The sequence below is a fragment of the Saccharopolyspora erythraea NRRL 2338 genome, from assembly GCF_000062885.1.
Lineage (GTDB): Bacteria > Actinomycetota > Actinomycetes > Mycobacteriales > Pseudonocardiaceae > Saccharopolyspora_D > Saccharopolyspora_D erythraea.
In genome coordinates this window covers 2,074,399-2,098,021 of the sequence record NC_009142.1, presented here as the reverse complement: position 1 = coordinate 2,098,021, position 23,623 = coordinate 2,074,399, and the positions used below count along the sequence as shown (strand labels likewise).

Annotated in this window: 23 protein-coding genes; 12 read left to right on the top strand and 11 right to left on the bottom strand. The window is 71.6% G+C overall.

The window, feature by feature from the left end:
- Nucleotides 1-137: 137 nt before the first annotated feature.
- The 3 genes from SACE_RS09405 to SACE_RS09395 are packed head-to-tail and all read right to left on the bottom strand — an operon-like array spanning nucleotide 138 to nucleotide 3,153.
- Nucleotides 138-1,193: a Gfo/Idh/MocA family oxidoreductase gene (locus SACE_RS09405; RefSeq protein ID WP_009942595.1), complete on the bottom strand. Its 1,056-nt coding sequence runs from the start codon at nucleotides 1,191-1,193 to the stop codon at nucleotides 138-140.
- Between the two features lie 21 nt (nucleotides 1,194-1,214).
- The gene (locus SACE_RS09400; protein WP_009942596.1) at nucleotides 1,215-1,922 is read right to left on the bottom strand and encodes a response regulator; all 708 of its coding nucleotides are present in this window, start codon (nucleotides 1,920-1,922) and stop codon (nucleotides 1,215-1,217) included.
- A 46-nt stretch (nucleotides 1,923-1,968) separates the two neighbouring features.
- On the bottom strand, nucleotides 1,969-3,153 hold the full coding sequence (locus SACE_RS09395) for a sensor histidine kinase (RefSeq protein ID WP_011873504.1): 1,185 nt from the start codon (nucleotides 3,151-3,153) through the stop codon (nucleotides 1,969-1,971).
- 367 nt (nucleotides 3,154-3,520) lie between these two features.
- Here SACE_RS09395 and SACE_RS09390 point away from each other — a divergent pair, with 367 nt between their 5' ends.
- A complete protein-coding gene (locus SACE_RS09390) occupies nucleotides 3,521-4,330 on the top strand; it encodes an SAM-dependent methyltransferase (RefSeq protein ID WP_009942598.1) in 810 nt (269 codons plus the stop codon).
- A gap of 6 nt (nucleotides 4,331-4,336) precedes the next feature.
- Here the strand turns inward: SACE_RS09390 and SACE_RS09385 are convergent, their stop codons facing one another.
- Together SACE_RS09385 and SACE_RS09380 are read right to left on the bottom strand one after the other, a co-directional pair.
- Nucleotides 4,337-4,987 carry an MFS transporter gene (locus SACE_RS09385; RefSeq protein WP_009942599.1) on the bottom strand — a complete coding sequence of 217 codons (651 nt, stop codon included), beginning with the start codon at nucleotides 4,985-4,987 and terminating at the stop codon, nucleotides 4,337-4,339.
- Complete coding sequence (locus SACE_RS09380; protein ID WP_009942601.1) at nucleotides 4,988-5,512, bottom strand: MFS transporter; 525 nt, start codon at nucleotides 5,510-5,512, stop codon at nucleotides 4,988-4,990.
- Between the two features lie 229 nt (nucleotides 5,513-5,741).
- On the opposite strand from SACE_RS09380, the gene SACE_RS09375 reads away from it, so the two are divergent.
- Both SACE_RS09375 and SACE_RS09370 read left to right on the top strand, forming a co-directional pair.
- A complete protein-coding gene (locus SACE_RS09375; protein WP_009942604.1) occupies nucleotides 5,742-7,205 on the top strand; it encodes an amidase in 1,464 nt (487 codons plus the stop codon).
- 43 nt (nucleotides 7,206-7,248) lie between these two features.
- Nucleotides 7,249-8,007 (top strand): SDR family NAD(P)-dependent oxidoreductase, encoded by a 759-nt coding sequence (locus tag SACE_RS09370; protein ID WP_009942605.1) that lies wholly within the window; start codon nucleotides 7,249-7,251, stop codon nucleotides 8,005-8,007.
- A 45-nt stretch (nucleotides 8,008-8,052) separates the two neighbouring features.
- Here SACE_RS09370 and SACE_RS09365 read toward each other — a convergent pair whose 3' ends face one another.
- The 3 genes from SACE_RS09365 to SACE_RS09355 all read right to left on the bottom strand — a co-directional run bounded on the left by SACE_RS09365 (nucleotide 8,053) and on the right by SACE_RS09355 (nucleotide 12,023).
- Nucleotides 8,053-9,273 carry a S8 family peptidase gene (locus SACE_RS09365; RefSeq protein WP_011873501.1) on the bottom strand — a complete coding sequence of 407 codons (1,221 nt, stop codon included), beginning with the start codon at nucleotides 9,271-9,273 and terminating at the stop codon, nucleotides 8,053-8,055.
- A gap of 330 nt (nucleotides 9,274-9,603) precedes the next feature.
- Nucleotides 9,604-10,797 (bottom strand): acyl-CoA dehydrogenase family protein, encoded by a 1,194-nt coding sequence (locus SACE_RS09360; protein ID WP_009942608.1) that lies wholly within the window; start codon nucleotides 10,795-10,797, stop codon nucleotides 9,604-9,606.
- A 62-nt stretch (nucleotides 10,798-10,859) separates the two neighbouring features.
- Nucleotides 10,860-12,023 (bottom strand): CaiB/BaiF CoA transferase family protein, encoded by a 1,164-nt coding sequence (locus tag SACE_RS09355; protein WP_009942609.1) that lies wholly within the window; start codon nucleotides 12,021-12,023, stop codon nucleotides 10,860-10,862.
- A gap of 163 nt (nucleotides 12,024-12,186) precedes the next feature.
- Between SACE_RS09355 and SACE_RS09350 the strand changes: the two genes are divergently transcribed.
- Nucleotides 12,187-12,849, top strand: a complete 663-nt coding sequence (locus tag SACE_RS09350) for a GntR family transcriptional regulator (protein ID WP_009942611.1) — start codon at nucleotides 12,187-12,189, stop codon at nucleotides 12,847-12,849.
- 149 nt (nucleotides 12,850-12,998) lie between these two features.
- Here SACE_RS09350 and SACE_RS09345 read toward each other — a convergent pair whose 3' ends face one another.
- Entirely contained in the window at nucleotides 12,999-13,451 is a 453-nt protein-coding gene (locus SACE_RS09345) for a MarR family winged helix-turn-helix transcriptional regulator (RefSeq protein WP_009942612.1), read from the bottom strand.
- 137 nt (nucleotides 13,452-13,588) lie between these two features.
- Here SACE_RS09345 and SACE_RS09340 point away from each other — a divergent pair, with 137 nt between their 5' ends.
- A complete protein-coding gene (locus tag SACE_RS09340) occupies nucleotides 13,589-14,782 on the top strand; it encodes an MFS transporter (RefSeq protein WP_011873500.1) in 1,194 nt (397 codons plus the stop codon).
- Between the two features lie 77 nt (nucleotides 14,783-14,859).
- Here the strand turns inward: SACE_RS09340 and SACE_RS09335 are convergent, their stop codons facing one another.
- Nucleotides 14,860-15,432: a TetR/AcrR family transcriptional regulator gene (locus SACE_RS09335; protein WP_009942615.1), complete on the bottom strand. Its 573-nt coding sequence runs from the start codon at nucleotides 15,430-15,432 to the stop codon at nucleotides 14,860-14,862.
- A 94-nt stretch (nucleotides 15,433-15,526) separates the two neighbouring features.
- On the opposite strand from SACE_RS09335, the gene SACE_RS09330 reads away from it, so the two are divergent.
- The 3 genes from SACE_RS09330 to SACE_RS09320 all read left to right on the top strand — a co-directional run bounded on the left by SACE_RS09330 (nucleotide 15,527) and on the right by SACE_RS09320 (nucleotide 18,470).
- A complete protein-coding gene (locus SACE_RS09330; protein WP_011873499.1) occupies nucleotides 15,527-16,573 on the top strand; it encodes an alcohol dehydrogenase family protein in 1,047 nt (348 codons plus the stop codon).
- A 71-nt stretch (nucleotides 16,574-16,644) separates the two neighbouring features.
- Nucleotides 16,645-17,478 (top strand): alpha/beta fold hydrolase, encoded by an 834-nt coding sequence (locus tag SACE_RS09325; protein ID WP_021341279.1) that lies wholly within the window; start codon nucleotides 16,645-16,647, stop codon nucleotides 17,476-17,478.
- Nucleotides 17,479-17,702: 224 nt separating this feature from the next.
- A complete protein-coding gene (locus SACE_RS09320; RefSeq protein WP_009942617.1) occupies nucleotides 17,703-18,470 on the top strand; it encodes a GAF and ANTAR domain-containing protein in 768 nt (255 codons plus the stop codon).
- 45 nt (nucleotides 18,471-18,515) lie between these two features.
- On the opposite strand, the gene SACE_RS09315 is transcribed toward SACE_RS09320, so the two are convergent.
- On the bottom strand, nucleotides 18,516-19,376 hold the full coding sequence (locus tag SACE_RS09315; RefSeq protein ID WP_009942619.1) for a 3-hydroxybutyryl-CoA dehydrogenase: 861 nt from the start codon (nucleotides 19,374-19,376) through the stop codon (nucleotides 18,516-18,518).
- A 237-nt stretch (nucleotides 19,377-19,613) separates the two neighbouring features.
- On the opposite strand from SACE_RS09315, the gene SACE_RS09310 reads away from it, so the two are divergent.
- The 4 genes from SACE_RS09310 to SACE_RS09295 all read left to right on the top strand — a co-directional run bounded on the left by SACE_RS09310 (nucleotide 19,614) and on the right by SACE_RS09295 (nucleotide 23,598).
- The gene (locus SACE_RS09310; RefSeq protein WP_009942620.1) at nucleotides 19,614-20,291 is read left to right on the top strand and encodes a hypothetical protein; all 678 of its coding nucleotides are present in this window, start codon (nucleotides 19,614-19,616) and stop codon (nucleotides 20,289-20,291) included.
- A gap of 250 nt (nucleotides 20,292-20,541) precedes the next feature.
- The gene (locus SACE_RS09305; RefSeq protein WP_009942621.1) at nucleotides 20,542-21,747 is read left to right on the top strand and encodes a low temperature requirement protein A; all 1,206 of its coding nucleotides are present in this window, start codon (nucleotides 20,542-20,544) and stop codon (nucleotides 21,745-21,747) included.
- Nucleotides 21,748-21,865: 118 nt separating this feature from the next.
- A complete protein-coding gene (locus SACE_RS09300) occupies nucleotides 21,866-22,579 on the top strand; it encodes a TetR/AcrR family transcriptional regulator (RefSeq protein WP_009942623.1) in 714 nt (237 codons plus the stop codon).
- A 32-nt stretch (nucleotides 22,580-22,611) separates the two neighbouring features.
- Nucleotides 22,612-23,598, top strand: coding sequence for a VOC family protein (locus SACE_RS09295; RefSeq protein WP_009942624.1), 987 nt, complete (start codon nucleotides 22,612-22,614; stop codon nucleotides 23,596-23,598).
- Nucleotides 23,599-23,623: the final 25 nt, after the last annotated feature.

Sequence of the window (23,623 nt, the reverse complement as noted above, 5' to 3'; positions counted from 1 at the left end):
CGCGGGATCGCAACTCGGGCACGGGGTTCGCAGCAGCGCTCGGCTGCGCCGGCAGCGCAGGCGGCCATGCCGGAATCCGGCCGGATTGTCCTGTTCGAACAGGGAGAACCGGCCTGAGTCCCACGCGCGTGGAGCGTTCAGCCGTTCTGCTCCAGCCGTTCGACGGTGCCGTTCTCGGCCGAACGGCGGGCGGCCTCGATGATCTCGATGCCCGCGACCGAGTCCCGCGGATCCACCGGCAGCGGCCCGCCGTCGCGCAGCGCGGACACCACCGCGTCGTAGAACGCCTGGTACCGCCCAGGCTCGGTGGGCACCGTCCGGCTCTCGCCGATCGTGCCGAGCTGTCCCCAGAGCTCCCGCGGCTCCTCGCCCCAGCCCGGGTCGGCCGGGCTGCCGCCCTCGCGCATGGCGGCCTCCTGCGGGTCGAGCCCGTACTTGGTGTAGGCGGCGCGGTCGCCGAGGACACGGAACCGGGGGCCGTGCTGGGCGGCGACCTTGCTCATCCACAGGTGCGAGCGGACCCCGCCGGTGTGGACCAGCGCGACGAACGAGTCGTCGTCGACCTCCACCCCGGCCCTGCGCCGGTCGACCTGGGCGTAGACCGACTCGACGGGACCGAACAGCAGCAGTGCCTGGTCGACCAGGTGGCTGCCGAGGTCGTAGAGCACCCCGCCGGCCTCCTCGGCACCACCGGACTCCCGCCAGCCCGGCTTGGGCGTGGGCACCCAGCGCTCGAAGCGCGACTCGAAGCGGAGCACCGCGCCCAGCTCGCCCGACTCGATCAGCGTCCGCGCCGTCAGCAGGTCGTTGTCCCACCGCCGGTTCTGGAACACCGTCAGCGGCACGTCCTTGCTCGCGGCGTGCTCGATCAGCTCGCGCCCCTGCTGCGCCGTCGGCACGAACGGTTTGTCCACGACCACCGGGACTCCGGCGTCGACGAGCGCCCGGGTCAGCTCGTAGTGCGTGCGGTTGGGGCTGGCGACGACCACGAGGTCAGGCCTGCGCTCCAGCAGCGCGTCGAGGTCGTCGACGACCGCCGTGCCGGGGTGGTCCTGCTCGACCGCCGCACGCCGTTGCGGGTTGGCGGTCACCACCGCGTCGAGCCGCAGGTTCTGGTTCGCCGCGACCAGCGGCGCGTGGAAAACGGCTCCCGCGATGCCGTAGCCGATCAGGCCGACCTTCAGTGCACTCATGCCCTCATTACATCAACCGGGTCAGCCCGCCGACTCGCGCCTGCACTGCGCCGGCGGCATCGCCCGCTGACCCGGGTGGACCAGGCCAGTCTCGTAGGCGGTGATGACGAGCTGGGTGCGGGAGTTCAGGTGCAGCTTCTGCATGACGTGGTAGAGGTGCGACTTCACGGTCAGCTCGGCCAGCCCGAGGTTGCGGGCGATCTCGGCGTTGGAGCCGCCCTTGGCGACCTCCAGCAGCACGTCGCGCTCCCGGTCGGTCAGGCCGCTGAGCTCGGTGCCCGCGTCGCGCACGCCCAGCGACGCGAAGCGCTGGAGCAGCCGCCTGGTCACCCGCGGCGCCAGCAGCGCGTCGCCCGCGGCGACCGTGTGGACCGCGCGGACCAGCTCCTCCGGCGGGGCGTCCTTGAGCAGGAAGCCGCTCGCGCCCGCGCGCAGGGCGGCGTAGACGTACTCGTCCAGGTCGTGGACGGTCAGCATGATCACCGAGGTCTGGCCGTCGGTGATGTCGACGATCTCGCGGGCGGCGGTGATGCCGTCCACCCCCGGCATCCGGACGTCCATCAGAACGACGTCGGGCCTGCGGCGCTGCACGGCGGCGACCGCCGCCTGCCCGTCGGCGGCCTCGGCCAGCACCCGCAGGTCCGGCTCCGCCGACAGCAGGGCCACCAGGCCGGCGCGGATCATCGCCTGATCATCCGCGACCACGATCGTCGTGTCCGAAGGCTGCATCGGCGGACCCCCTCCGATCAGGCCCGGTGCCGGCTGGAGTTCCGGCTCAGACCAGGTCCGAATTTTCCGCGCACGGTAGCACGGCCTCCAGGTGGAACCCGCCTTGTACCGGATGGGCGGTGAACGTTCCGCCGACCAGCGCGACGCGTTCGCGCAGGCCGATCAACCCGTGCCCGGACGACGGCCCGCGCGCGCCGTTGCCGCGCCTGCGGCCGCCGGTGACGTGGTTGGTGATCTCGATGCGCAGCGCGGCCGTGCCGTATTCCAGCAGCACCCGGGCGTACCCGGGACCGGCGTGCTTGAGCACGTTGGTCACCGCCTCCTGCACGACGCGGAACGCCGTGAGCTCCAGCCCGGACCCCAGTTCGCGGATGCTGCCCCTGCGTTCCAGCCGCCACGACACACCCGCCTCGCGCAGCGACCCGATCAGGTCCTCGACCTTGTCCAGGCGCGGCATCGGCTGCAGGTCGGCCTCGTCGGTGACGGCGCCGGCGCTGGTGTCGGCGCGCAGCGCGCCCAGCATCGTGCGCATCTCGCTCAGCGCGGCGCTGGAGGTCACCTCCAGGTCGCGCAGCGTCTCGCGGGCGTGCCCGGGGTCGCGGTCGACCAGCGCGCGGGCGACCCCGGCGCGAAGGGCGACCACCGAGAGGTTGTGCGAGACGATGTCGTGGAACTCCCGCGCGATGCGGGCCCGTTCCGATGCCGCGGCCTCGACCGCGAGCTGGTCGCGGGCCTGGTCGAGCAGCGCGACGGTGCGTTCGAGCTGGGCGGCGCGCAGGCTGCCGACCCGGGCCGCGTAGCCCCAGCCGACGACCATGAACAGGTCCACACCCGCGTAGACCACGCTGGCCACGCCCTCGATCATGGTCGGCGCGGGGAACGAGTAGAAGAACGGCCAGACCATCGCCACCATCGCCGCGACCGTCGAGCCGAGCGGCCCGCTCGTGCGGCAGACCGAGTAGACCGAGAACAGGATCGGGAAGCTGGTCGGGCCCCAGCTGAGGTCGAGCAGGGTGAGCACGATGGCCGCCGACGTCGTGGTGACCAGCGGGATCCACGGCCACCGCCTGCGCAGCATCAGCGTGCAGATCGCCGGGAAGCTGAACAGCAGCGTCCACCACCCCGACATGCCGGGAGGCCCGGGCTCGACGAGGACCGCGAGCACGTACAGGCAGCTGAACAGCACGACCACCGCAAGGTCGAAAAGGAAGGCCCGCCTCGTCTTCGCCATCAGCACCCGCCCTCTTGTGTCCCTCGACCGGGGGATCGTAGACCAGCGCCCACGGCGGCTGATCCCGCCGATGCCGCCGGTCGGCGGCGTTGTCGGCCGGCCGCCGTCGGCCTGGTCATCCCCCGGCTCCTCTTCGCCCACCGGCCGACGGCGCCGGTCGCGCGGGTTCGCCGACTCCGGTCAGCCCGTCGCCGGGTCGTCGCTCGTCCCGCCGGACTCCACCGCCCGCGTCCGCCCGCCGCGTCCCGCCGCGTGGTTCGGCTCCTGCCCCCGGCCTGCGTCCCACCGGGTGAACACACTCTGTCATTGGTTGATTACGGTACGATTACACGAGGAGTAGTGAGCAGCGGCATGCCGGGGGTCCGCCATGGTCGACACGCAGCGCCTGATGTCCCGCAAGATGGACATCGACCGCCCCTGCGCCGCGCGGATCTACGACGCGTTCCTCGGCGGCAGCCACAACTTCGGCGTCGAGCGCCGGTTCGTCGAGCGCGCGGAGGCCGAGCTTCCCGGGATCACCGAGGTGTACCGGGACAACCGGGCGTTCGTCCGCCGCGCCGTCGAGTACCTGCTGGCCCACGGCGTGCACCAGTTCCTCGACCTGGGCTCGGGCATCCCCACCATCGGCCACGTGCACGAGGTGGCCCGCAGGCGCACCTCGGAGTTCCGGGTGCTCTACGTCGACAACGAGCCGCTGACCGTCGCCCACAGCCGGTCGCTGCTCGACGACGAACCGCGCGCGGCGATCATCGAGGCCGACTGCCGCGACCCGGAGTCGGTGCTGCGGTCGCCGGAGGCGGAGGCGCTGATCGACTTCGACCGCCCGGTGGCGCTGCTGATGTCGGCGGTGCTGCACTTCGTGCCCGACCGCGACTCCCCGGCGGCGCTGGTCGAGACCTACCGCAAGGCGCTGGCGCCGGACTCGCACCTGGCGATCACCCACCTCACCGCCGACCACGACCCGGCGACCGCGGGCACCATGGAGCGCTTCTACGCCGAAACCGCCGACCCGCTGGTCGCCCGGTCCGCGAGGTGGATCGACGCCCTCTTCGGCGACTTCGAGGTGGTGCCGCAGGGCACCAGCCACGTCACCGACTGGCGGCCCGATCCCGACCAGGCCTCGGCGGTCCCCCGCTACCGCGTCGTCCACGGCGGCCTGGCCCGCAAGCCGGGCTAGGAGTCCCTACCTCTTGACGAACAGCAGCAGGACGGCCGCGACGATCGCCGCCGAGCCGGCGGCCAGCCAGGCTGCGGTGAGGCCGGCCTGTTCGGCGATGAAGCCGAAGAGCAGCGGTCCCGCGCTGCCCCCGAAGTAGACGCCGGACTGGCTGAACGACGTAGCGCGGGCTACGCGGTCCGGGGCGATCCTGGCGACCGCGAAGTTGAGCAGTCCCGGCCAGGCCCAGCCCGCGCCGAAACCGAACGCCACACCTGCCAGGAGGAGCGGCGGCGTACCCAGCGCCATGAGCCCGTAGCCGACCGAGCCGACCAGCAGCATCGCGGTGACCACGCGCAGCAGGTCGGGGTTCCAGCGGTCGGCCGCGACACCGGCGAGCAGCCGGATCGTCAGCCCCGCCACCGAACCCAGTGCGAGCACCAGGCCGGCCGCCGCGGGGCTGAACCCGACGTGCACGGCGGTGGTGGTCACGAAGGCCCCGAGCGCGTTGGCGGCGGCCGAGCCCAGCCCTCCGCTGATCGCGATCAGCAGCAGCGCGCCGAAGCGACCGACGGGCGCCCGGCTCGTGCCTTGCCCTGCGGGCGCCCGGGCCGCGCCGGGCACCGCCGGGACGGTGAGCGCCGCGAGGACGCCGAGCACCGCGGCGAACACGAACACTCAGCGCCAGCCGATGGTCAGCGCCACCAGCGGCACGGTGATGCCCGCCAGCAGGGTGGCGATCGGGATGGCCGACTGCTTGACGCCGAAGCCCAGGCCCCGCCTGCGCACCGGGACGCCTTCGGTGATCATCACGTTCGCCGCGGGCTGCCCGAGCGCGTTGGGCAGGCCCGCGACCCACAGCACCGCCAGCATCCAGCCGGTACAGGGCGCGACCGCGAGGCCGAGCAGGCACAGGGAGCTCGACGCCGCGGCAAGCCGCATGCCGCGCCGGTACCCGATGCGCTCGACGACCGAGCCCATCACCCGGGAGGAAACCGCGGCCACGGCGAAGAAACCCGCCGCCGCGACGCCGAGGGTCGCCGCACCGAAGCGCAGTTCCTGCTGCAACTGCACGCCGAGGCCGCCGACCAGGAACACGGGCGAGACGCAGACACCCACCACCACCACCGCCACCGAACCGAGCACCCGCGTCGTCGCGAGCCGGCCGGTCACCGGACGGCCGTCGACGGACGCTGCGGGCATCGGCGCTCCTCAGCGGGCTCGGGGGCAGCACCACCCCGGGCCGCCAGGACGACCAGGATTGGTCCTACCAGGAAAGTCCAGCCTGCGCGCCCCGTCGGCGGCGGACAACGGCAACGTGACCAACGCCTCCCGATGCCGCCGAGGCGCGGGACCGATCACGAACAGCGACCGCACGGACTCCCCGAATGCCGGTTGACGCGGGTGACCGGCCGGTCCAATGTGTGCCGACGTGGGCATCGCACCCGGGGCAGGCCTGCCCTCCTCCCGCATCTCGGACCTGGTGTTGCTGGACGCCGTCGAGCTGTCCTGGCTGATCCGCCGCCGCGAGGTCTCCTGTGCCGAGGTGATGCGGACCTACCTGGACCACATCGACCGCTTCAACCCGCTGGTGAACGCGATCGTGTCGCGCGCCGACGACGAGAAGCTGCTCGAGCAGGCCGCGAAGCGCGACGAGGAGCTGGCGCGCGGCGAGTACAAGGGCTGGATGCACGGCTTCCCGATCGCGGTGAAGGACCTCGCCGACGCCGAGGGATTCCCCACCAGCAAGGGTTCTCCGATCCTGGCCGGGCAGACCGCCGACGACGACGAGATCGCCGTGCGCCGGATGCGCGATGCGGGTGCCATCGTGATCGGCAAGACCAACGTGCCCGAGTTCGGCCTGGGTTCGCACACCTTCAACCGCGTCTTCGGCACCACGGTCAACCCGTTCGACCCGTCCCGGTCCGCGGGCGGCAGCAGCGGCGGTGCCGCGGCGGCCCTGTCGCTGCGGATGCTGCCGGTCGCCGACGGCAGCGACTTCATGGGGTCGTTGCGCAATCCCGCCGCGTTCTGCCACGTGCTCGGGCTGCGCCCGAGCTTCGGCCGCGTCCCGAAACCCGGCTTCCTCAGCGAACCCTCCGTGGCCGGCCCGATGGCCCGCACCGTGCGCGACCTGGCGATGCTGCTGTCCACTATGGCCGGACCCGATCCGCGCGCCCCGCTGGGCGTCGAGCAGGACCCCGCGGTGTTCGCCGAACCGCTGGAGCACCGCGTCGACGGCCTGCGGATCGGCTGGCTCGGCGACTTCGGCGGCTACCTGCCGACCGAACCCGGCGTGCTGGCGGTGTGCGCCTCGGCGCTGGGCACATTCGAGGAGATCGGCTGCGTCGTCGAGCCGGTGGAGCGCGAGCTGCCCGTCGAGCAGGCCTGGGAGACGTTCCTGCTGTGGCGGCACTGGATGACCGGCCAGACGCTGCACGAGCTGCACGCCGACGAAAGCACCCGCGCGTCGCTCAAACCGGAGGCGGTCTTCGAGGTGGAGGGCTACTTGCGGATGGGGGTGCGCGAGATCGCCGCGGCGCTCACCGGCCGCGACGAGTGGCACGCGCACGTCGCGGCGCTCTTCGACGACTACGACTTCCTGGTCGCGCCGACCGCGCAGATCTTCCCGTTCGACGCCGCGCTGCGCTGGCCCAGCGAGGTCGGCGGCCGGACCATGGACACCTACCACCGGTGGATGGAGACCGTGGCGCCGTGGACGTTGTCCGGCCACCCGGTGATCAACCTGCCCGCCGGTTTCGGCGCCGCCGACCTGCCGATGGGCGTGCAGCTGATCGGCCCGAACCACGGCGAGCTGGACCTGCTGCGACTCGCCCATGCGTATGAACGCGCCAGCGACTGGGTGCACCGGGTGCTGCCGCCACCGCTACGTTGATCGGGTTCGGCACCGGGCGGCGCTCGCGGGAGGTTGGCATTCGATGGGAACCGAGGTCTTCTCGTTGCGGGACAAGGTCGCGCTGGTCACCGGCGGCGGCCAGGGCATCGGCCTGGAGATCGCCAGAGCGCTTCGGTCGGCGGGCGCCCGGCTCGTGATCGGCGAGATCAACCAGGAGACCGGCGAGAAGGCCGCCGCCGAGCTGGAAGGCGAGTTCCTGCCACTGGACGTCACCGACTCCGGCGCGGTCGCCGACGGTGTCGCGCGGATCGTGGCCGATCACGGGCGCATCGACGTCTCCGTGCACAACGCAGGGATGGTCCGCAACGAGCCCGCGGAGTCGATGCCGGACGAGTCGTGGCGCGCGGTGCTCGGGCTCAACCTCGACGCGGTCTTCTGGTGCTGCCGCGAGGCAGGCAGGGCGATGCTCGCGCAGGGCTCGGGCTCGATCATCAACATCGCGTCGATGTCGGGGCTGATCTCCAACCACCCGCAGCCGCAGGCGTCCTACAACACGTCCAAGGCCGGGGTCATCATGCTCACCAAGTCGCTGGCGGGGGAATGGGCGGGGCGCGGCGTGCGGGTCAACTCGATCTCCCCCGGCTACACCGGCACCGAGCTGCTCAGGCAGGTCGAGACGTCCCAGCCGGACTGGTTCCGCACGTGGGTCGCGCAGACCCCGATGGGCCGGGTCGCCGAACCGCGCGAGCTCGGGCCGATCGCGGTGTTCCTGGCCTCGGAGGCCAGCAGCTTCGTCACCGGCAGCAACCTCGTCGCCGACGGCGGGTTCACGGTGTGGTGAACCCCTCCCGGCGGCCGCCGGGAGGGGCTGGTCGCGGTACCGCCGTCAGCTGCCGGTGTAGAGCAGCTTGTTCGGCGAGCCGGGGCGCGGGTCCTTGACCACGTCGCTGGTCGCCGCACCGGTGAGGCCGCTCGCGACCGCGGACGGCGCCGCCGACGGGTTCGCCGACAGGTACAGCGCCGCGGCACCCGCCACGTGCGGCGTCGCCATCGACGTGCCGCTGATGGTGTTGGAGGCGGTGTCGTTGGTGTGCCACGACGAGGTGATGTTCACGCCGGGCGCGAACAGGTCGAGGCACTTGCCGTAGTTGGAGAACTTCGCCCGGTTGTCCCCGTTGTCGGTGGCACCGACGGTGATGGCCTCGGGGGTCCGCGCCGGCGAGTAGCCGCAGGCGTCGATCGGGTTGCCGGAGGAGTCGCCGTTGCCCGCCGCGACGGCGTAGGTGACGCCGGAGCCGACCGAGTTGCGCACCGCCTGGTCCAGCGCGTTGCTGGCGCCGCCGCCGAGGCTCATGTTGGCCACCGCGGGCTTCTTGGCGTTCTTGGTGACCCAGTCGATGCCTGCGATCACGCCGTCGGTGGTGCCGCTGCCGCGGCAGTCCAGCACCCGCACGGCCACGATGTTGACCGCCTTGGCCACGCCGTACTCGGCACCGCCGATGGTGCCCGCGACGTGGGTGCCGTGGCCGTTGCAGTCGCTGGCGTCGTTGTCGTTGTCGACCGAGTCGAAGCCGTGCTTGGCGCGGCCGCCGAAGGTCCGGTGGCTGATGCGCACCCCGGTGTCGATGACGTAGGCCGACACGTTGGACGCGTTCGGCCCGTAGGTGTAGGCGTTGTTCAGCGGCAGGTTCCGCTGGTCGATGCGGTCCAGACCCCACGAAGGCGGGTTCTGCTGGGTCTCGATGGCCCGCACCTGCTTGTTGGGCTCGACGAAGGCCACCGCCGGGTCCTGCGCCAGCCGCGTGGCGTTGGGCTCCTGCATGGAGACCGAGAAGCCGCGCAACGCGGTGTCGAAAGTGCGGGTCAGTTCGCCGGGGTACTTGGCCAGCAGGTTCTCGGCGATGGCCTCCACCCCCGACTGGGTGTCCGGAGTGTCGGCGAGCACCACCAGATAACTGTTGGGAATGATCGTTTCGGCACCGGCCGCGGGGACACCGCGGTCTGCCTGGGCCGGAGTCGCGACCGCGGTGGCCAGCGCCACCCCGACCGCGGTGACCAGCACCGCGCCGGTCCGACGTCGGCGCCAAGCAGCTCGAACTCGTTTCATGAAGCTCTCCCTCATGTGGGGGTGCTCGGCTCCCTGGCGGAACCGGAACAACCGGGAAACATGAAGACCGCTTACCTGATCGGGAGGAATTGACACTCTGCCGGGCGGAGGCACAACCGCCTGCGCAGTCGCAATACTCTTCCGCCATCGAGATTTTTCTCGGCACCACGGAGAATCGCCGATCAGAATGGTTGTCGTTATCCAAACGAGATCGAATCTTGGCGCAATCTTCTCCAAGAACAACACTTAAGCGGGAACGAGAGAAATGAGATCCACTCGTTCCCGCCCAAATGTCAGCGCGGTTCGTTTTCTGTTCGAACCACCCGTTTCTCAGCCCCGGAAGGCGGACAGCCCGGTCAGCGCCTGGCCGATGCTCAGCGCGTGCATCTCGCTGGTGCCCTCGTAGGTCAGCACCGACTCCAGGTTGGTCATGTGCCGGATCACCGGGTACTCCAGCGAGATGCCGTTGGCCCCGAGGATCGTGCGCGCGGTCCGCGCCACCTCCAGCGCCCCGCGCACGTTGTCCAGCTTGCCGAAGCTGACCTGCTGCGGGAGCAGCGTGCCGGCGTCCTTGCGCTTGCCCAGGTGCATCGCGAGCAACCGGCCGTTCTGCACCCGCACCGCCATGTCGGCGAGCTTGCCCTGGGTGAGCTGGAAACCGGCGATCGGGCGGCCGAACTGCTCGCGGCTGCCCGCGTAGTCCAGCGCCGCCTCCAGGCACGCCCGCCCGGCGCCGGTGGCGCCCCACACGATGCCGTAGCGGGCCTCGTTGAGGCAGCTCAGCGGCCCGCGCAGACCCTCGGCCCCGGGCAGTTGCGCCTCGGCGGGCAGCCGCACGTCGTCGAGGACCAGCTCGCTGGTGACCGACGCGCGCAGCGAAAGCTTCTGCTTGATCTCCGGCGCCGAGAAGCCCGCGGTGTCGGTCGGCACGACGAAACCGCGCACGCCGTCCTCGGTCCGCGCCCAGACCACCGCGACGTCGGCGATGGTGCCGTTGGTGATCCACATCTTGCGGCCGTTTAGCACCCAGTCCGAGCCGTCCCGTCGGGCCGAGGTGCGCATCGACGCCGGGTCGGAGCCGTGGTCGGGCTCGGTCAGGCCGAAGCAGCCGATCGCCTCGCCCGCCGCCATCCGGGGCAGCCACTGCTGCTTCTGCTCCTCCGAGCCCCAGCGCCAGATCGCGAACATGGCCAGCGACCCCTGCACCGACACCAGCGAGCGCAGGCCGGAGTCGCACGCCTCCAGCTCCTCGCAGGCCAGGCCGTAGTCCACGGCGGACATCCCGGCGCAGCCGTAGCCCTCCAGGTGCATGCCGAGCACGCCGAGCTTGCCGAGCTCCCTGGCCAGCTCCCTGGCCTGCGGGAACTCGCCGCGCTCGAACCACTCGCCGACGTGCGGCAGCACGTGGTCGCGGCACAGCGCGCGGACGCTGTCGCGGATGGCGAGCTGCTCGGTGGTGAGCTCGTCGTCGATGCCGAGCGGGTCGCGGGGATCGAAAGCGGGGCGGGCACCGCTGCTGCTCATGGCGGGATTCCTTCCTGGAGGAACGGTTGTGCGGCTCGGCCGGTCCGGTGGCCGGGCAGCCGTCAGGCCGGCGGTGGACCGGCGGCGGGATCGGCCAGCCAGGCCCGGATCTGCTCGCCGTGCTCGCCGAGGCGGGGCGGGGCGAGCGGCTTGACGCCGGCGGAGTCGGAGAAGTCGATGGGCATGCGCACCTGCGCCGTCGCACCCTGGCCCGGATCGACCAGCGGGTTCAGCCCGAGCGACTCGGCGTAGTGCACCGCGCGGGAGAGGTCGTTGACCTGACCGCAGGCGATGCCCGCGCGCTGCAGCCGCTCCTGCCAGTCCGCGGCGGGGCGGGCGCCGAGCACGTTCTCCAGCAGCTCGACCAGCGCGGGCCGGTTGGCGACCCGCTGCGCGTTGGTGGCGAAGCGCTCGTCCTCGGCCAGCCCGACCAGGCCGAGCGCGTCGGCGAGCCTGCGGAACTGCCCGTCGTTGCCGATGGCCACCGCCAGGTAGGCGTCCTCGCAGCGCAGCGTCTCGTAAGGCGCGATGCTCGGGTGCTGGTTGCCCATCCGCCCAGGCGGCGCTCCGGTGGCCAGCATCCCGCTCATCTGGTTGACCAGGGACGCCAGCAGGCTCGACAGCAGGTTGACCTCGACGTGCTGGCCGCGTCCGGTGGCCTCCCGCTGGCGCAGCGCGGCCATGATCCCCAGCGCGGCGTCCTTGCCGGTGAGCACGTCGACCAGTGCGACGCCGACCTTGGTGGGCGGTCCCTCCGGGCTGCCGGTGATGCTCATCAGCCCGCCGAGCGCCTGCACCACGAAGTCGTAGCCGGGCAGGTCGGCACCGGCGCCGCTGCCGAAGCCGGAGATCGAGGCGTAGACCAGCCGCGGGTTCAGCTCGGCGGCGCTGTCGAAGTCCAGCCCGTAGCGGGCGAGCGACCCGGGGCGGAAGTTCTCCACCAGCACGTCGCTGCGGCGGACCAGCTCGCGGGCGGTCTCCTGGTCGGAGGGGTCGGCGAGGTCGAGGGTGATGCTGCGCTTGCCGCGGTTGACCGACTCGAAGTAGGACGAGGCGTGCTCTGTCCACGGTGGACCCCAGCTCCGGGTGTCGTCGCCGGTGCCGGGCCGCTCCACCTTGATGACCGTGGCGCCGAGGTCGGCCATCAGCATGGTCGCATACGGTCCGGCGAGCACCCGGCTGAAGTCCGCGACGACCACGCCGTCCATCGGCAGGGCACGCTCCATGCTCGGACCCACCTCTTCTCCGCGCCGACGCCGTCGGCTTGCATCCGGGGGAAAGTTGGATCCAATATACAGTTGCCAGACGGCGGGTCAACCGTTCGAAGAACGCGAACCGCCCTCGCTCACCCATAGGATCGACATACCCACGCCGAGGCACTGGAGTGCGATGCGACGCCCACCCACCACCCAGGAGTTCGTGCTCGACGAGCTCCGGAAGTCGATCGTGGCCGGCGAGCTCGCACCGGGGCAGCCGATCCGCCAGGACGCGATCGCCCAGCACCTCGGGGTGAGCCGGGTGCCGTTGCGGGAAGCCCTCAAGACGCTGGAGGCCGAGGGCCAGGTCGTCTACCAGCCGCACCGGGGCTACTCCGTCGCCGAGCTCTCGCTCGACGACCTGCTCGAGGTCTACCGGATGCGGGAGCTGCTGGAGTCGGAGGCGGCGACGGTGGCCGCGGGGCGGTTCGACGAGTCCGACCTCGCGGTCATCACCGAGGCGCAGCGCGAGGTCGAGTCCGCGTCGCGCGACGGCGACCTGGTGGGCATGATCGCGGCGAACCGGCGCTTCCACTTCGCACTCCTGGAACCGGCGCGGATGCCGCGGCTGCTGCGGGTGGTGCGGACGCTGTGGGACGCCACCGACGCGTACCGGGCGGTGTACTACAACTCCGACGCCAACCGGGCGCGGGTGCACGAGGAGCACGCCGCGATCGTCGACGCGGCCAAGCGGCACGACGCCGCCGAGCTGGTCGTCCTGCTGACCGAGCACCGCGACCACGCCGTCGAAACCCTGCGGGCCACCATCCCGGCCGACGCGGCGAAGCGGGACTGAGCCGGGTCAGGCCGACGCGGTCCGCGACGGGCGGCGACGGGTGATACGCGAGAAGAAGCCCGAGGTTCCGCGACCGGAACCGCTGCGCAAGGCGAGTTCAAAACCAGGCAGTCAGGTTCCGGTACGCGAGATGAGTGTGGGGACGGCCCTCAGACCGCCGTGGGTTCCAGGGTTTCCAGCGCGCGGACCAGCGGAGCCAGCTCGGGCACCTCGCCGGCCTCGTCCATCGCCTCGCGCAGCGCGGTGTCGTGCGTGGGCCGGGCGGCGGCCAGCAGCTTCTGGCCGGACTCGCTGACCTCGGTGTAGATCCCCCTGCGGTCGTCCTCGCAGAGGTAGCGGCGCAGCAGTCCGAGCTTCTCCAGCCTGGTCACCAGCCTGGTCGTCGCGCTCTGGCTGAGCACGACGGCGTTGGCGAGCTGCTGCATGCGCATGTGCCAGCCGTCCTGCCGGGACAGCACGTCGAGCACGGTGAACTCGCTCACGCTGAGGTCGTGCTCGTGCTGGAGCGAGCGCTCGATCCGGGTCTCGATCCGGGCGTGCAGAGCGGCCAGGGCGCGCCAGCCCTGGGCGCGGGCTTCTGCCGCGTCATCGGACAGGGACATCGTCGAACCTCCCGAAGTGCTGACGGATCGACTCCCAGCCTACCCCAGCCCCGCAGCTAAGCCGCGTTTGCAACATGATGCGTGTGCAATTATTGTCGACGCCGCTAACAGACGCACGCCAAGCAAGGAGTAGCTCGATGCCCCTCGCGCTCTGGGCGCTGACGATCAGCGCCTTCGGCATCGGAACGACCGAATTCGTGATCATGGGGCTGCTGCCCGAGGTCGCCGCCGACTTCGCGGTGTCCATCCCCACCGCCGGATACCTGATCTCCGGCTACGCGCTCGGGGTCGTGGTCGGCGCACCCCTGCTGACCGCACTGGGCACCCGCGTCCCCCGCAAGCGGATGCTGCTCGGGCTGATGGTGCTGTTCATCGCGGGCAACCTGCTCTCGGCGCTGGCGACCAGCTACGGGCTGCTGCTCACCGGCCGGGTCGTCGCCTCGTTCGCGCACGGCGCGTTCTTCGGCATCGGTGCGGTGGTGGCCGCCGACCTGGTCGCCCCGCACAAGCGGGCCGGCGCCATCGCGATCATGTTCACCGGGCTCACCGCCGCCAACGTGCTCGGCGTGCCGATGGGCACCTGGCTCGGCCAGTCCTACGGCTGGCGCTCGACGTTCGTGGTCGTCTCGGCGCTCGGTGTCATCGGCTTCGCCGGCGTCGCCGCCCTGGTGCCGCGGCAACCGCGCCCGGCTGCCGCCGGCGTCAGCCGGGAGCTGGCGTCGCTGCGCAGCGTCCAGGTGTGGCTGGCCGTGGCGATGACCGTGCTCGGCTTCGGCGGCGTGTTCGCCGCGTTCACCTACGTCGCACCGATGATGACCGAGGTCGCCGGCTACACCCCGGCGGCGGTCACCTGGCTGCTGGTGCTGTTCGGGGTCGGGCTGTTCTCGGGCAACCTGGTCGGCGGGCGCCTGGCCGACCGGGCGCTGATGCCGTCGCTGTACGGAATCCTCGCGGCGCTGGCCGTCGTCCTCGGGCTGTTCACCTTCACCGCGGCGGGCAAGGTGAGCGCCGCGATCACGCTCGCGCTGGTCGGCGCCGCCGGGTTCGCCACCGTGCCCGCGCTGCAGAAGCGCGTGATGGACAAGGCCGAAGGCGCTCCGACGCTGGCCTCGGCGGTCAACATCGCCGCGTTCAACCTCGGCAACGCGCTGGCGGCCTGGCTGGGCGGGCTCGTCATCGAGGCCGGGCTCGGCTACACCGCGCCGAACTGGGTCGGCGCCCTGATGGCGGCCGCCGCGCTGGGCGTCGCCCTGTTCTCGGGCGCGCTCGACCGCCGTCCGGCGCGGACGGGCGCCGCGGAGCCGGCGCCGGAACCGGCCGCGGTGCGCTGACAGCCCGGACCGCAGTCGCGCCAGGCCGCCGTCCTGTGCACACGCGCGAGGCGGCGGTCTCTTTCGGCGATCCGGCTTCAGACCGCCGCGCGCAGCAGCGCGGCGGCCACCTTCTTCGCCTGGTCCGTCGTGCCGCCGATGCCTGCCGACTCCGCCACCGTGACCCCTTCGTAGAGCAGCAACGCGCTCTTGGCGAAGCCATCGGGGTCCGCGGCACCTGCCTTGGCGGCCAGTTCGGCGAAGTAGTCGCGCATCCACCGCTTCTGCCCCACGATCACCTCGTGCGCCGGGTGGTCGGGCGAGGGCAGCTCCGCGAGGGCGTTGACGAAGGCGCAGCCCCGGAAGTCCTCCCGCATCCAGGCGGCCAGCGCGTCGTAGGCACCGAGCACCTTCTCCTCAGCCGAGTCCGCGTGCCGCTCGACCCACCCGGTCAGCCACTCCCGCCAGCGCTGGTCGCGCTCGGTCAGGTAGGCGGTGACGAGGTTGTCCTTGGAGCCGAAGCACGCGTAGAGCGTCTTCTTGGTCACCCCCGCCTTCGCCGCGATGGCCTCGACGCCGACGGCGTGGATGCCCTGCCGGTAGAACAGCTCGGCCGCCACGTCGAGCACCCGGCGGCCGGCCGGGGTCAGCTTCGCCAACGAGTCCTGCACGCATTCGACTATACCGACCGGTGGGTTGACATGGCGACCGGCGAGTGCTCGACTGAAGTAACCACACCGGTCGGTATACCTGAAGGAGGCAGCGATGCGTGCAGTGCGGCTCACCGGTTTCGGCGGCCCGGAGAAGCTGGAGTACCGCGAGGACGTGCCCGACCCGCACGCCGGTCCCGGCGAGGTGCGGGTCAGGGTCGCCGCGACGGCCATCAACAACACCGACATCTGGACCCGCGAAGGCGCCTACGGCTCCGCGGAGGACCCCGGGTCGAGCGCGGGATGGCGGCGCGAGCCGCTGAGCTTCCCCCGCATCCAGGGCGCCGACGTCGTCGGACACGTCGACGAGGTCGGCGAAGGCGTGCCGGACTCGCGGATCGGCGAGCGGGTCGTCGTCGACCCCATGCTCTACACCGGCGGCGAACGCGAGCTGGTGACCACCGAGTACCTCGGCAGCGAACGCGACGGCGGCTTCGCCGAGTACGTCACCGTGCCCGCCGGGAACGCGCACCCGGTGCGCAGCTCCCTCACCGACGCCGAGCTGGCCACCTTCCCCACCGCCTACACCACGGCGATGCGCATGCTCAACCGCGCGGCCGTCCGCGACGGCGAGAGAGTTGTGGTGACCGGGGCGTCGGGCGGCGTCGGCTCGGCGCTGATCCAGCTCGCCGCCCTGCGCGGCGCGCACGTCGTGGCGGTCACCAGCGCCGCCAAGCGGCAGCGCGCCCTGGACCTCGGCGCGGAGACGACCGTGGACCGCGCGTCGGACGATCTCGCCGGCGAGATCAGCGCGCACGGGCCGGTCGACGTCGTGGCCGACGTCGTGGCCGGACCGCACTTCAGCGCGCTGCTGCGGGTGCTGGGACCGCTGGGCCGCTACGTCGTGGCCGGGGCGATCGCGGGTCCGCTGGTGGAGACCGACCTGCGCACCGTCTACCTGAACCAGGTGCAGCTCATCGGCTCGTCGTTCGGCACCCACGAGGACTTCGAGCAACTGCTGGGCCACGTCGCGGCAGGTGAGCTGAAGCCGCTTCTGGCGGGCACCTACCCGTTGCGCGAGCTGAACCGCGCCCAGAAGGACTTCGTCGGCAAGGACTTCTTCGGCAAGCTGGTCGTCATCCCGGGGGCCGAGACGGCATGAGCGACACCCGGCCTTCTCACGCTCATGACGGCCGACCGGGTGCGGGTGTCCCGCATCGACACCGAGGCGGCATGACCCCGTTGGACCGCAACGTGATCGTCGACGGGGTCCGGATCGCCTACCGCTGTCGCGGCGGAGACGGCCTGCCCCTGGTGCTGCTGCACGGAACGCCGTCGCACTCGGCCATCTGGCGCCACGTGATCCCGGAGCTGGAAGCCGGCGGCCACTCCGTGCTCGCCTACGACCTGCTGGGTTTCGGCGCGTCGGAACGTCCGGTGGACCGGGACACCTCGGTCACCGCGCAGGCCCGGCTGCTCGGCGAGCTGCTGACGACGCTGGGGATCGGCCGGTGCGTGCTGGTCGCGCACGACATCGGCGGCGCGATCGGGCAGATCTTCGCCACCGCACGGCCGGACCGGGTCGACGGGCTGGTGCTCGTCGACCCGGTCAGCTACGACTCGTGGCCCTCGCGAACCTGGCAGCACATCATCCGCGACCACCTCGACGACTACGCCGCCATGCCGCCGCGGGACTTCGAGGAAATGCTGACCAGGCAGTTGCGCATGACCGTCACCGGCGAAATGGCCGACGAGGTGCTGGAGACCTACCTCGCGCCGCACCGCGGTCCGGTCGGGCGGGTTTCGTTCTTCGAGCACCAGGTGCGCCATTACGACTCGGCGCCGACCGAACGGGTCGCACCGCTGCTGGGAGAGCTGCCGATGCCGGTGCGCATCCTCTGGGGCGAGGACGACCGCTGGCAGCCCGTCGCCTACGGCGAACGCCTCGCGAGCGACATCCCGCACGCCGAGCTGGTCACGGTGCCCGGGGCGGGCCACTTCCTCATGGAGGACCGGCCGCACCGCGTCGCCGAGGAGATCCTGCGCTTCGCATCGCGTCCGTCCTAGTCGCTCATCGAGTCCGGTCTGGTCGCGCTCCGCGTCGGACCGGTTTCGTGTTGCTCACCCGTATTGCCCCGAGTCACTCCTCGGTCCATGTGGTCAAAATAGGACCGGAGCGCGGATCGTGCTGCGCCCGGCGCGGCGCGGACCCGAGCGGACGCCGCCCGCCGGCGGGCGGCCGGACCTGCGCCCGGCGACCACCCGAGGAACGGACCACCGGAGCGAGCAGCATGACCAACTTCACCGAACCGCGCACCACCGGCCGAGGCCGCGATGGCGAGGGTCCGGACTGGGAGGAGCTGGTCGCGCAGTGCACCGAGCTCGCGGCGTCGCTCTCCAGCGAGGGCACCGTGTACGGGGTGCTGCGCAAGATCGTCGACACCGCCGTGGTCATGGTTCCGGGCGCCGACCTCGCCAGCGTCACCCTGCGAACGTCCACCGGCGAGTTCACCACTCCCGTGCACACCGGCGAGCCGGCGGCGCACCTCGACGAGCTCCAGTACCGCTTCGACGAGGGGCCGTGCGTGCACGCCAGCCGCGACAACGGTCCGGGCCTCGCGGCCAGCGGTGATCTCGCGGCCGACGCGGAGTGGCCGCGGTGGGGTCCGGCGGCGGCGGACGCGGGTGTGCGCAGCGTGCTGGCGATCGGGCTGTTCCCCACCGAGGGCGCCGACCGGATCGGCGCGCTGAACCTGTACTCCGAACGCCGCCGCGGCCTGCACGACGCCGACCGCACCAGCGCCCTGCTCCTGGCCTCGCACGCCTCGATCGCGCTGGACGCCACGAAGGCCGTGAGCACCGCCGAGCTCCAGGCCGCGCACCTGCGCCGGGCGCTGGAGAGCAGGGACGTGATCGGTCAGGCCAAGGGAATCCTGATGCACCGGCAGGGCATCTCCGCGGCCGAGGCCTTCGACCTGCTGCGGCGGACCTCCCAGCAGCTCAACGTCAAGCTCGCCCGGGTCGCCGAGACCCTGGTGGAGCGCCGGGGCGAGCTGTGAGCGCGGTGCCCCGGGCCTGGCGTCGGCCCGGGGCACCGCGGTCGCTCAGCTGTAGTCGTAGAAGCCCTTGCCGGACTTCTTGCCCTTCAGGCCCGCGTCGACCATGCGCTGCAGCAGCGGCGGCGCGGCGTAGAGCGGTTCCTTGTACTCCTCGTGCATGGAGTCGGCGATCGCCTTGAGGGTGTCCAGGCCGACCAGGTCCGACAGCGCCAGCGGACCCATCGGGTGGGCGCAGCCCAGCACCATGCCGTTGTCGATGTCCTCGGCGGTGGCGTGGCCGCCCTCCAGCATCCGGATCGCCGAGAGCAGGTAGGGCACCAGCAGGGCGTTGACCACGAAACCGGAGCGGTCGGTGGCGCGGATGGTCTGCTTGCCGAGCTGCTCGGTGGCGAAGTCCGACGCGCGCCGGACGGTCTCCTCGGAGGTCAGCAGCGACGGCACCAGCTCGACCAGCTTGAGCACCGGGACCGGGTTGAAGAAGTGGATGCCCATCACCTGGGCGGGGCGCTCGGTGGCGGCGGCCAGCTTGGCGATCGGGATCGAGGAGGTGTTGGAGGCCAGGATCGCGTCCGGGTCGCCGACGATCTTGTCGAGGTCTTCGAAGAGCTTGGTCTTGAGCTCGGCGTCCTCGGCGATGGCCTCGATCACCAGCTGGCGGTCGTCGAGGTCGTGCAGCGTGGTGGTGAAGTGCAGCCGGGACTGGGCGGCGTCGCGCTCCTGCTCGGTGATCTTGCCCTTGTCCACCGCGCGGTTCAGCGACTTCCACAGCCGCGACCGGCCCGCCCTGGCGGCGTCGTCGGTGACCTCCACGACGATCACGTCGAGTCCGGCCAGCGCGCTGACCTCGGCGATGCCCGAACCCATCAGACCGGCACCGACCACACCGAGGCGTTCGATCTTCGTCACGACACCCGATCCTTTCCGCTCACGACTCCATCGTCCGAGCGCCGCTCGCCCGGTGCCGCCAGATCATGCCAGGGACTGGGGTTACTGACCGGTAAGCGTGCGCTACACCACCGTAGGTCACGCGATGGAACAGCCCGAACCGGGCGAGGCGGCGCCGCGCGAGTTCGCCCGGTCGCCGTCTGTCGCTGCGTTGCGCGACGCGCAACGCTTGGACGACCTGCGGCCTGGGGAGGCGCGATGCGGCGGTGGCACGAGGGCGTGCTCGCCGAACTGGTCGTCGCGGCGGGCGTGCCGCTGCTGGCGATGGGCCTGATGGCCTGGGGCGCCTACCTCGACGCCTACGGCTCCGGCGGGGCGGCCGGGTTCGGGTTGCAGATCCTGGCGATGCTCGTCTGGCTGTCCTCGCTGGCCCTGCACCCGGAAGACGCCATGGGGGCGAACTTCGTCGCTCTCCTCGCGCTGATGTTCGCGCTGGGCCTTGCCAAGGTGGGCATCGACGACGCAGCGCTGCACGAACGCGGCCTGCGCACGGTCTGCACCGTGCTCGACGTCGTCGAACGCGAGGAGACGACATCGCACTACACGCCGTCATCCGACCCGGACATGCCGGGCTCGTGGAGCACGACCACGACCTACTACTACGACCACGGCCTCCGTTGCGACAGCGGGCCGGTCGAAGACCTGACGACCGAAGGCTCCGCGGCCGCGAAGAAGGGCGAACGACTGGAGATCGCCTACGACCCGCACGGCTGGCTCGCGCCCGTGCCCGCGGACGCGCTCACCGACGGCACCGCCGCGAAGCGGACCGCCGCCGCCCTGCTGGCAGTGGCCGTCGTCGCCAGGACGGGCGGCGTGATCTGGCTGCAGAGCAGTTCCTGGCGATACCGGCGTCGCAGCCGGAGCGGCCGGTGGTGATCAGCCCCTCAGGCCCGGGTTCAGGGATGCCGAACCGGGGCCAGGCATTCACCCCCGCCTGACCCCTCGGCATCCCCCGACCACACCTGACCCCGAAGTATTTTCATGTTACCCCAACAGCGGCATCGGCGACTACGCGCGAAGGCGGACGCCCGGATGCGCGCACCGGACGGCGGGACGCCCCGCAACGGGCCACAATTCGACGACGTCGCCGCAGGTCAGCCGAGCGAGCCGGAGTAGGTGAGCCGAAGTGGCCGAAGTCCCGCCGCTGCGCACGCGGATGCTCGCGCGCGATCCGAGCGCGCAGCACCGCGCCGCCACCCCGCTGGAGCTGCTGTTCGACCTGTGCTTCGTCGCCGCCGTGGGCCAGGCCGCGGCGCAGTTGCACCACGGCGTCTCCGAGGGCCACACCGCGGGCACCCTGCTCGGATACCTCATGGTGTTCTTCGCGATCTGGTGGGCGTGGATGAACTTCACCTGGTTCGCCTCCGCCTACGACACCGACGACGTGCCGTACCGGGCGCTGACGCTGGTGCAGATGGCCGGGGTGCTCGTGCTGGCCGCCGGGGTGCCCGCCGCGTTCCGGGACTACGACTTCACGATCGCGACCATCGGCTACGTCGTCATGCGCGTCGCCCTGGTCGCGCAATGGCTGCGCGCGGCCCGCGAACACCCCGAGGGTCGGCCCTGCACGCTGCGCTACGCCGTCGGGATCGGGCTGTGCCAGGTCGCCTGGATCGGGCGGTTGTGGCTGCCGCACCCGTGGGGCGAGATCGGCTTCGCGGTGCTCGCCGTCGCCGAGATGCTGGTCCCGGTGATCGCCGAGCGCAGGATGCAGACCGCGTGGCACCCGCGGCACATCGCCGAGCGCTACGGCCTGTTCACGATCATCGTGCTCGGCGAGGTGGTCCTGGCCGTCACCGCCGGCATCCAGGAGGACGTCGCCGACGGCGGCTGGTCTGCGGGCCTGCTGGAGATCGGCACCGGCGGCCTGCTGATGATCTTCGCGATGTGGTGGATCTACTTCAAGCACACGGTGAGCGACCACCTGCGCGACTCCCTGACCAGGGCGATCGCCTGGGGCTACGGGCACTACCTGGTCTTCGGCGGGATCGCGGCCGTCGGCGCGGGGCTGGAGGTGGTCATCGACAGCCACGCGCACAAGGCCCACCTCGGCGCGGCCGGGGCGGCGCTGTCGGTCGCGGTGCCGTTGCTGGTCTACCTGGTCGTGCTGAGCGTCCTGCACGTGCAGCTCGTGCACGCCGGCGGGCTCATGGTGCTCGCGACGATCGTCGGCGGCGCGCTGCTGCTGTCGACGGCGGGCATGGCCGACACCCTCACCGTCGAGTTCGCCACGCTGCTCATGGGCGTGGAGATGATGCTGGTCCTCGTCGCCGGCCTGGTCATCCAGCACACCGAACCCAGGGCTCGCGAGCTGGCCGACCGGCGGCTGTGACGGCGCAACCACGTGGTCCTCGATGCGACCGTGCGAGTCGGCTGTCAGATCCGCCTCCTTCCAACTCGTGACTGTGGTTGAATTCTGGTCATGAGTTTCGCGGCCCGGAGAGACGATCGTGGCTAGGAGCCAGCGGACGGACCTGCACCAACGAGCCGACGCGCTCCTCGACGCGGCGGCGGCCCTGCTGGTCGGTGCGGGTCCGCGCCGGATCCGCATCGAGGACGTCGCCGAACGCACCGGCGTGGGCAAGGGCACGGTGTACCTGCACTGGCCCAGTCGTGAGCACCTGCTGGTGGCGGTCGGCGCCCGCGAGGCCGCCGCGGTGCTCGACGCGGCCATCGGCTCGATGCGGAACGACCCCACCGAGGTGGCGCTGCACCGCTACCTCCGGCGGCATTTCCTGGAAGCGATGCGACGTCCGGCCCTGGGCGCCATCTTCATCGCGGGCAACACCGATCTCGAAGTTCTCGCCGCCCATCCGGCGCGAGCCCGGCTGGCAGCGTCGAAACGCATCGCCGCCCGTGACCACCTCGCCGCATTGCGCGCTCAGCGACTCCTGCGGCCCGGCCTGGACCTGGCCGACGTCGACTACGAGGTGGAGGCGATCGCCTACGGCTTCTTCGCCGCCGCGCCGCTGCTGCCCGATGATCCCCGTTTCACGGTCGAGCACCGGGCGGATCGGCTCGCCGACGTCGTCCGGTGCTCCTTCGAACCGGCCAGAACGCCCGCCCCCGAACGCTATTCCGTGGCCGCACCGCAAGTCATCGACGCGCTCCAGCGCCTTGCCGACGAGTTCCGACGCGCCGCTTACGGCACCGCGGCCGACTGACAGCCGCCGCCCCGACCGGACAGGACCAGCACATGGCGATCCGCGACATCACCGGCCTCCACCACATCGGGCTCGTCGTCCGCGACATGAAGACCGCACTCGACACCTTCCAACGGCTCGGCTTCCGCGTCGGCCCGCCGACCTATCCGGCTCTGCCGCCGGCCCCGGGCGCGGCGCCCGAGCCGATCGGCGCGGGCAACACCCACGCCGACTTCCCGCGCAGCTTCATCGAAATTCTCGGCTTCGCCCCTGAACAGCGGGAACACACGCCCGCGGGTGCCGAACTCATCCCGCTGCAAATCCCGGACGACCAGCTCGCCGCGACCAGGGCGGCGATGACGCGCACCGTCGCGGGCCTCGCCGCGCGACTGGACCGCTACGAGGGCGCGCACATCCTCGTCTTCACCACCGATGACGCCGAGCAGACCGTCGCCCGCCTCGATCGAGCCGGCGTCGGCCACGGCGGCGCGCACGCCGCGCAGCGCCCCATAACCACCGCCGACGGCACCCGGCTCGAAGCGATCAAGTACCTCGAGATCAACGGCGACGAGCCGACCGGCATGCCCGCCGAGGGCCGCGTCGGCGCCGCCCAGGACGCTCCCGCCCACGTCCTCGACGCCCAGGTCGGGCTCGACCACCCCAACGGCGCCGTCGGCCTGGCCGAATGCGTGCTCTGCGTCGGCGACGACGAACTGGACGCCACCGCCGACCGCTACGAACGCTGTTTGGGCATCGCACCCGAACACGACGGCCCTTCCCGAGGCTTCGGCTTCGCATCCAGCCGCCTGACGCTGACCACCGCATCCGGACTCGCGGACCGCCTGCCCGGCGAGCAACCGCCCAGCGCTCCGGCCCTGTGCGCATACACCATCGCGGTCACCGACCTGGCCGCAGCCGAACGGCTGCTGCACAGCCATGGCGTCGAGACCGGGCGAGCCGCCACCGGCGAGCCGTTCGTTCCCGCGGCGAGCGCCCACGGCGCCGCCATCCTGCTCCGACAGGCGATGCCGGCCACCTGACATCGGCTCGCCGGCCGCCCGGGCG

Excerpts from the sequence above, each read along its gene's own strand:
- SACE_RS09405 (WP_009942595.1), bottom strand. The coding sequence starts at position 1,193 with ATGAGTGCACTGAAGGTCGGCCTGATCGGCTACGGCATCGCGGGAGCC.
- SACE_RS09400 (WP_009942596.1), bottom strand. The coding sequence starts at position 1,922 with ATGCAGCCTTCGGACACGACGATCGTGGTCGCGGATGATCAGGCGATG.
- SACE_RS09395 (WP_011873504.1), bottom strand. The coding sequence starts at position 3,153 with ATGGCGAAGACGAGGCGGGCCTTCCTTTTCGACCTTGCGGTGGTCGTG.
- SACE_RS09390 (WP_009942598.1), top strand. The coding sequence starts at position 3,521 with ATGGTCGACACGCAGCGCCTGATGTCCCGCAAGATGGACATCGACCGC.
- SACE_RS09380 (WP_009942601.1), bottom strand. The coding sequence starts at position 5,512 with ATGCCCGCAGCGTCCGTCGACGGCCGTCCGGTGACCGGCCGGCTCGCG.
- SACE_RS09370 (WP_009942605.1), top strand. The coding sequence starts at position 7,249 with ATGGGAACCGAGGTCTTCTCGTTGCGGGACAAGGTCGCGCTGGTCACC.
- SACE_RS09365 (WP_011873501.1), bottom strand. The coding sequence starts at position 9,273 with ATGAAACGAGTTCGAGCTGCTTGGCGCCGACGTCGGACCGGCGCGGTG.
- SACE_RS09360 (WP_009942608.1), bottom strand. The coding sequence starts at position 10,797 with ATGAGCAGCAGCGGTGCCCGCCCCGCTTTCGATCCCCGCGACCCGCTC.
- SACE_RS09355 (WP_009942609.1), bottom strand. The coding sequence starts at position 12,023 with ATGGAGCGTGCCCTGCCGATGGACGGCGTGGTCGTCGCGGACTTCAGC.
- SACE_RS09350 (WP_009942611.1), top strand. The coding sequence starts at position 12,187 with ATGCGACGCCCACCCACCACCCAGGAGTTCGTGCTCGACGAGCTCCGG.
- SACE_RS09345 (WP_009942612.1), bottom strand. The coding sequence starts at position 13,451 with ATGTCCCTGTCCGATGACGCGGCAGAAGCCCGCGCCCAGGGCTGGCGC.
- SACE_RS09340 (WP_011873500.1), top strand. The coding sequence starts at position 13,589 with ATGCCCCTCGCGCTCTGGGCGCTGACGATCAGCGCCTTCGGCATCGGA.
- SACE_RS09330 (WP_011873499.1), top strand. The coding sequence starts at position 15,527 with ATGCGTGCAGTGCGGCTCACCGGTTTCGGCGGCCCGGAGAAGCTGGAG.
- SACE_RS09325 (WP_021341279.1), top strand. The coding sequence starts at position 16,645 with ATGACCCCGTTGGACCGCAACGTGATCGTCGACGGGGTCCGGATCGCC.
- SACE_RS09320 (WP_009942617.1), top strand. The coding sequence starts at position 17,703 with ATGACCAACTTCACCGAACCGCGCACCACCGGCCGAGGCCGCGATGGC.
- SACE_RS09310 (WP_009942620.1), top strand. The coding sequence starts at position 19,614 with ATGCGGCGGTGGCACGAGGGCGTGCTCGCCGAACTGGTCGTCGCGGCG.
- SACE_RS09295 (WP_009942624.1), top strand. The coding sequence starts at position 22,612 with ATGGCGATCCGCGACATCACCGGCCTCCACCACATCGGGCTCGTCGTC.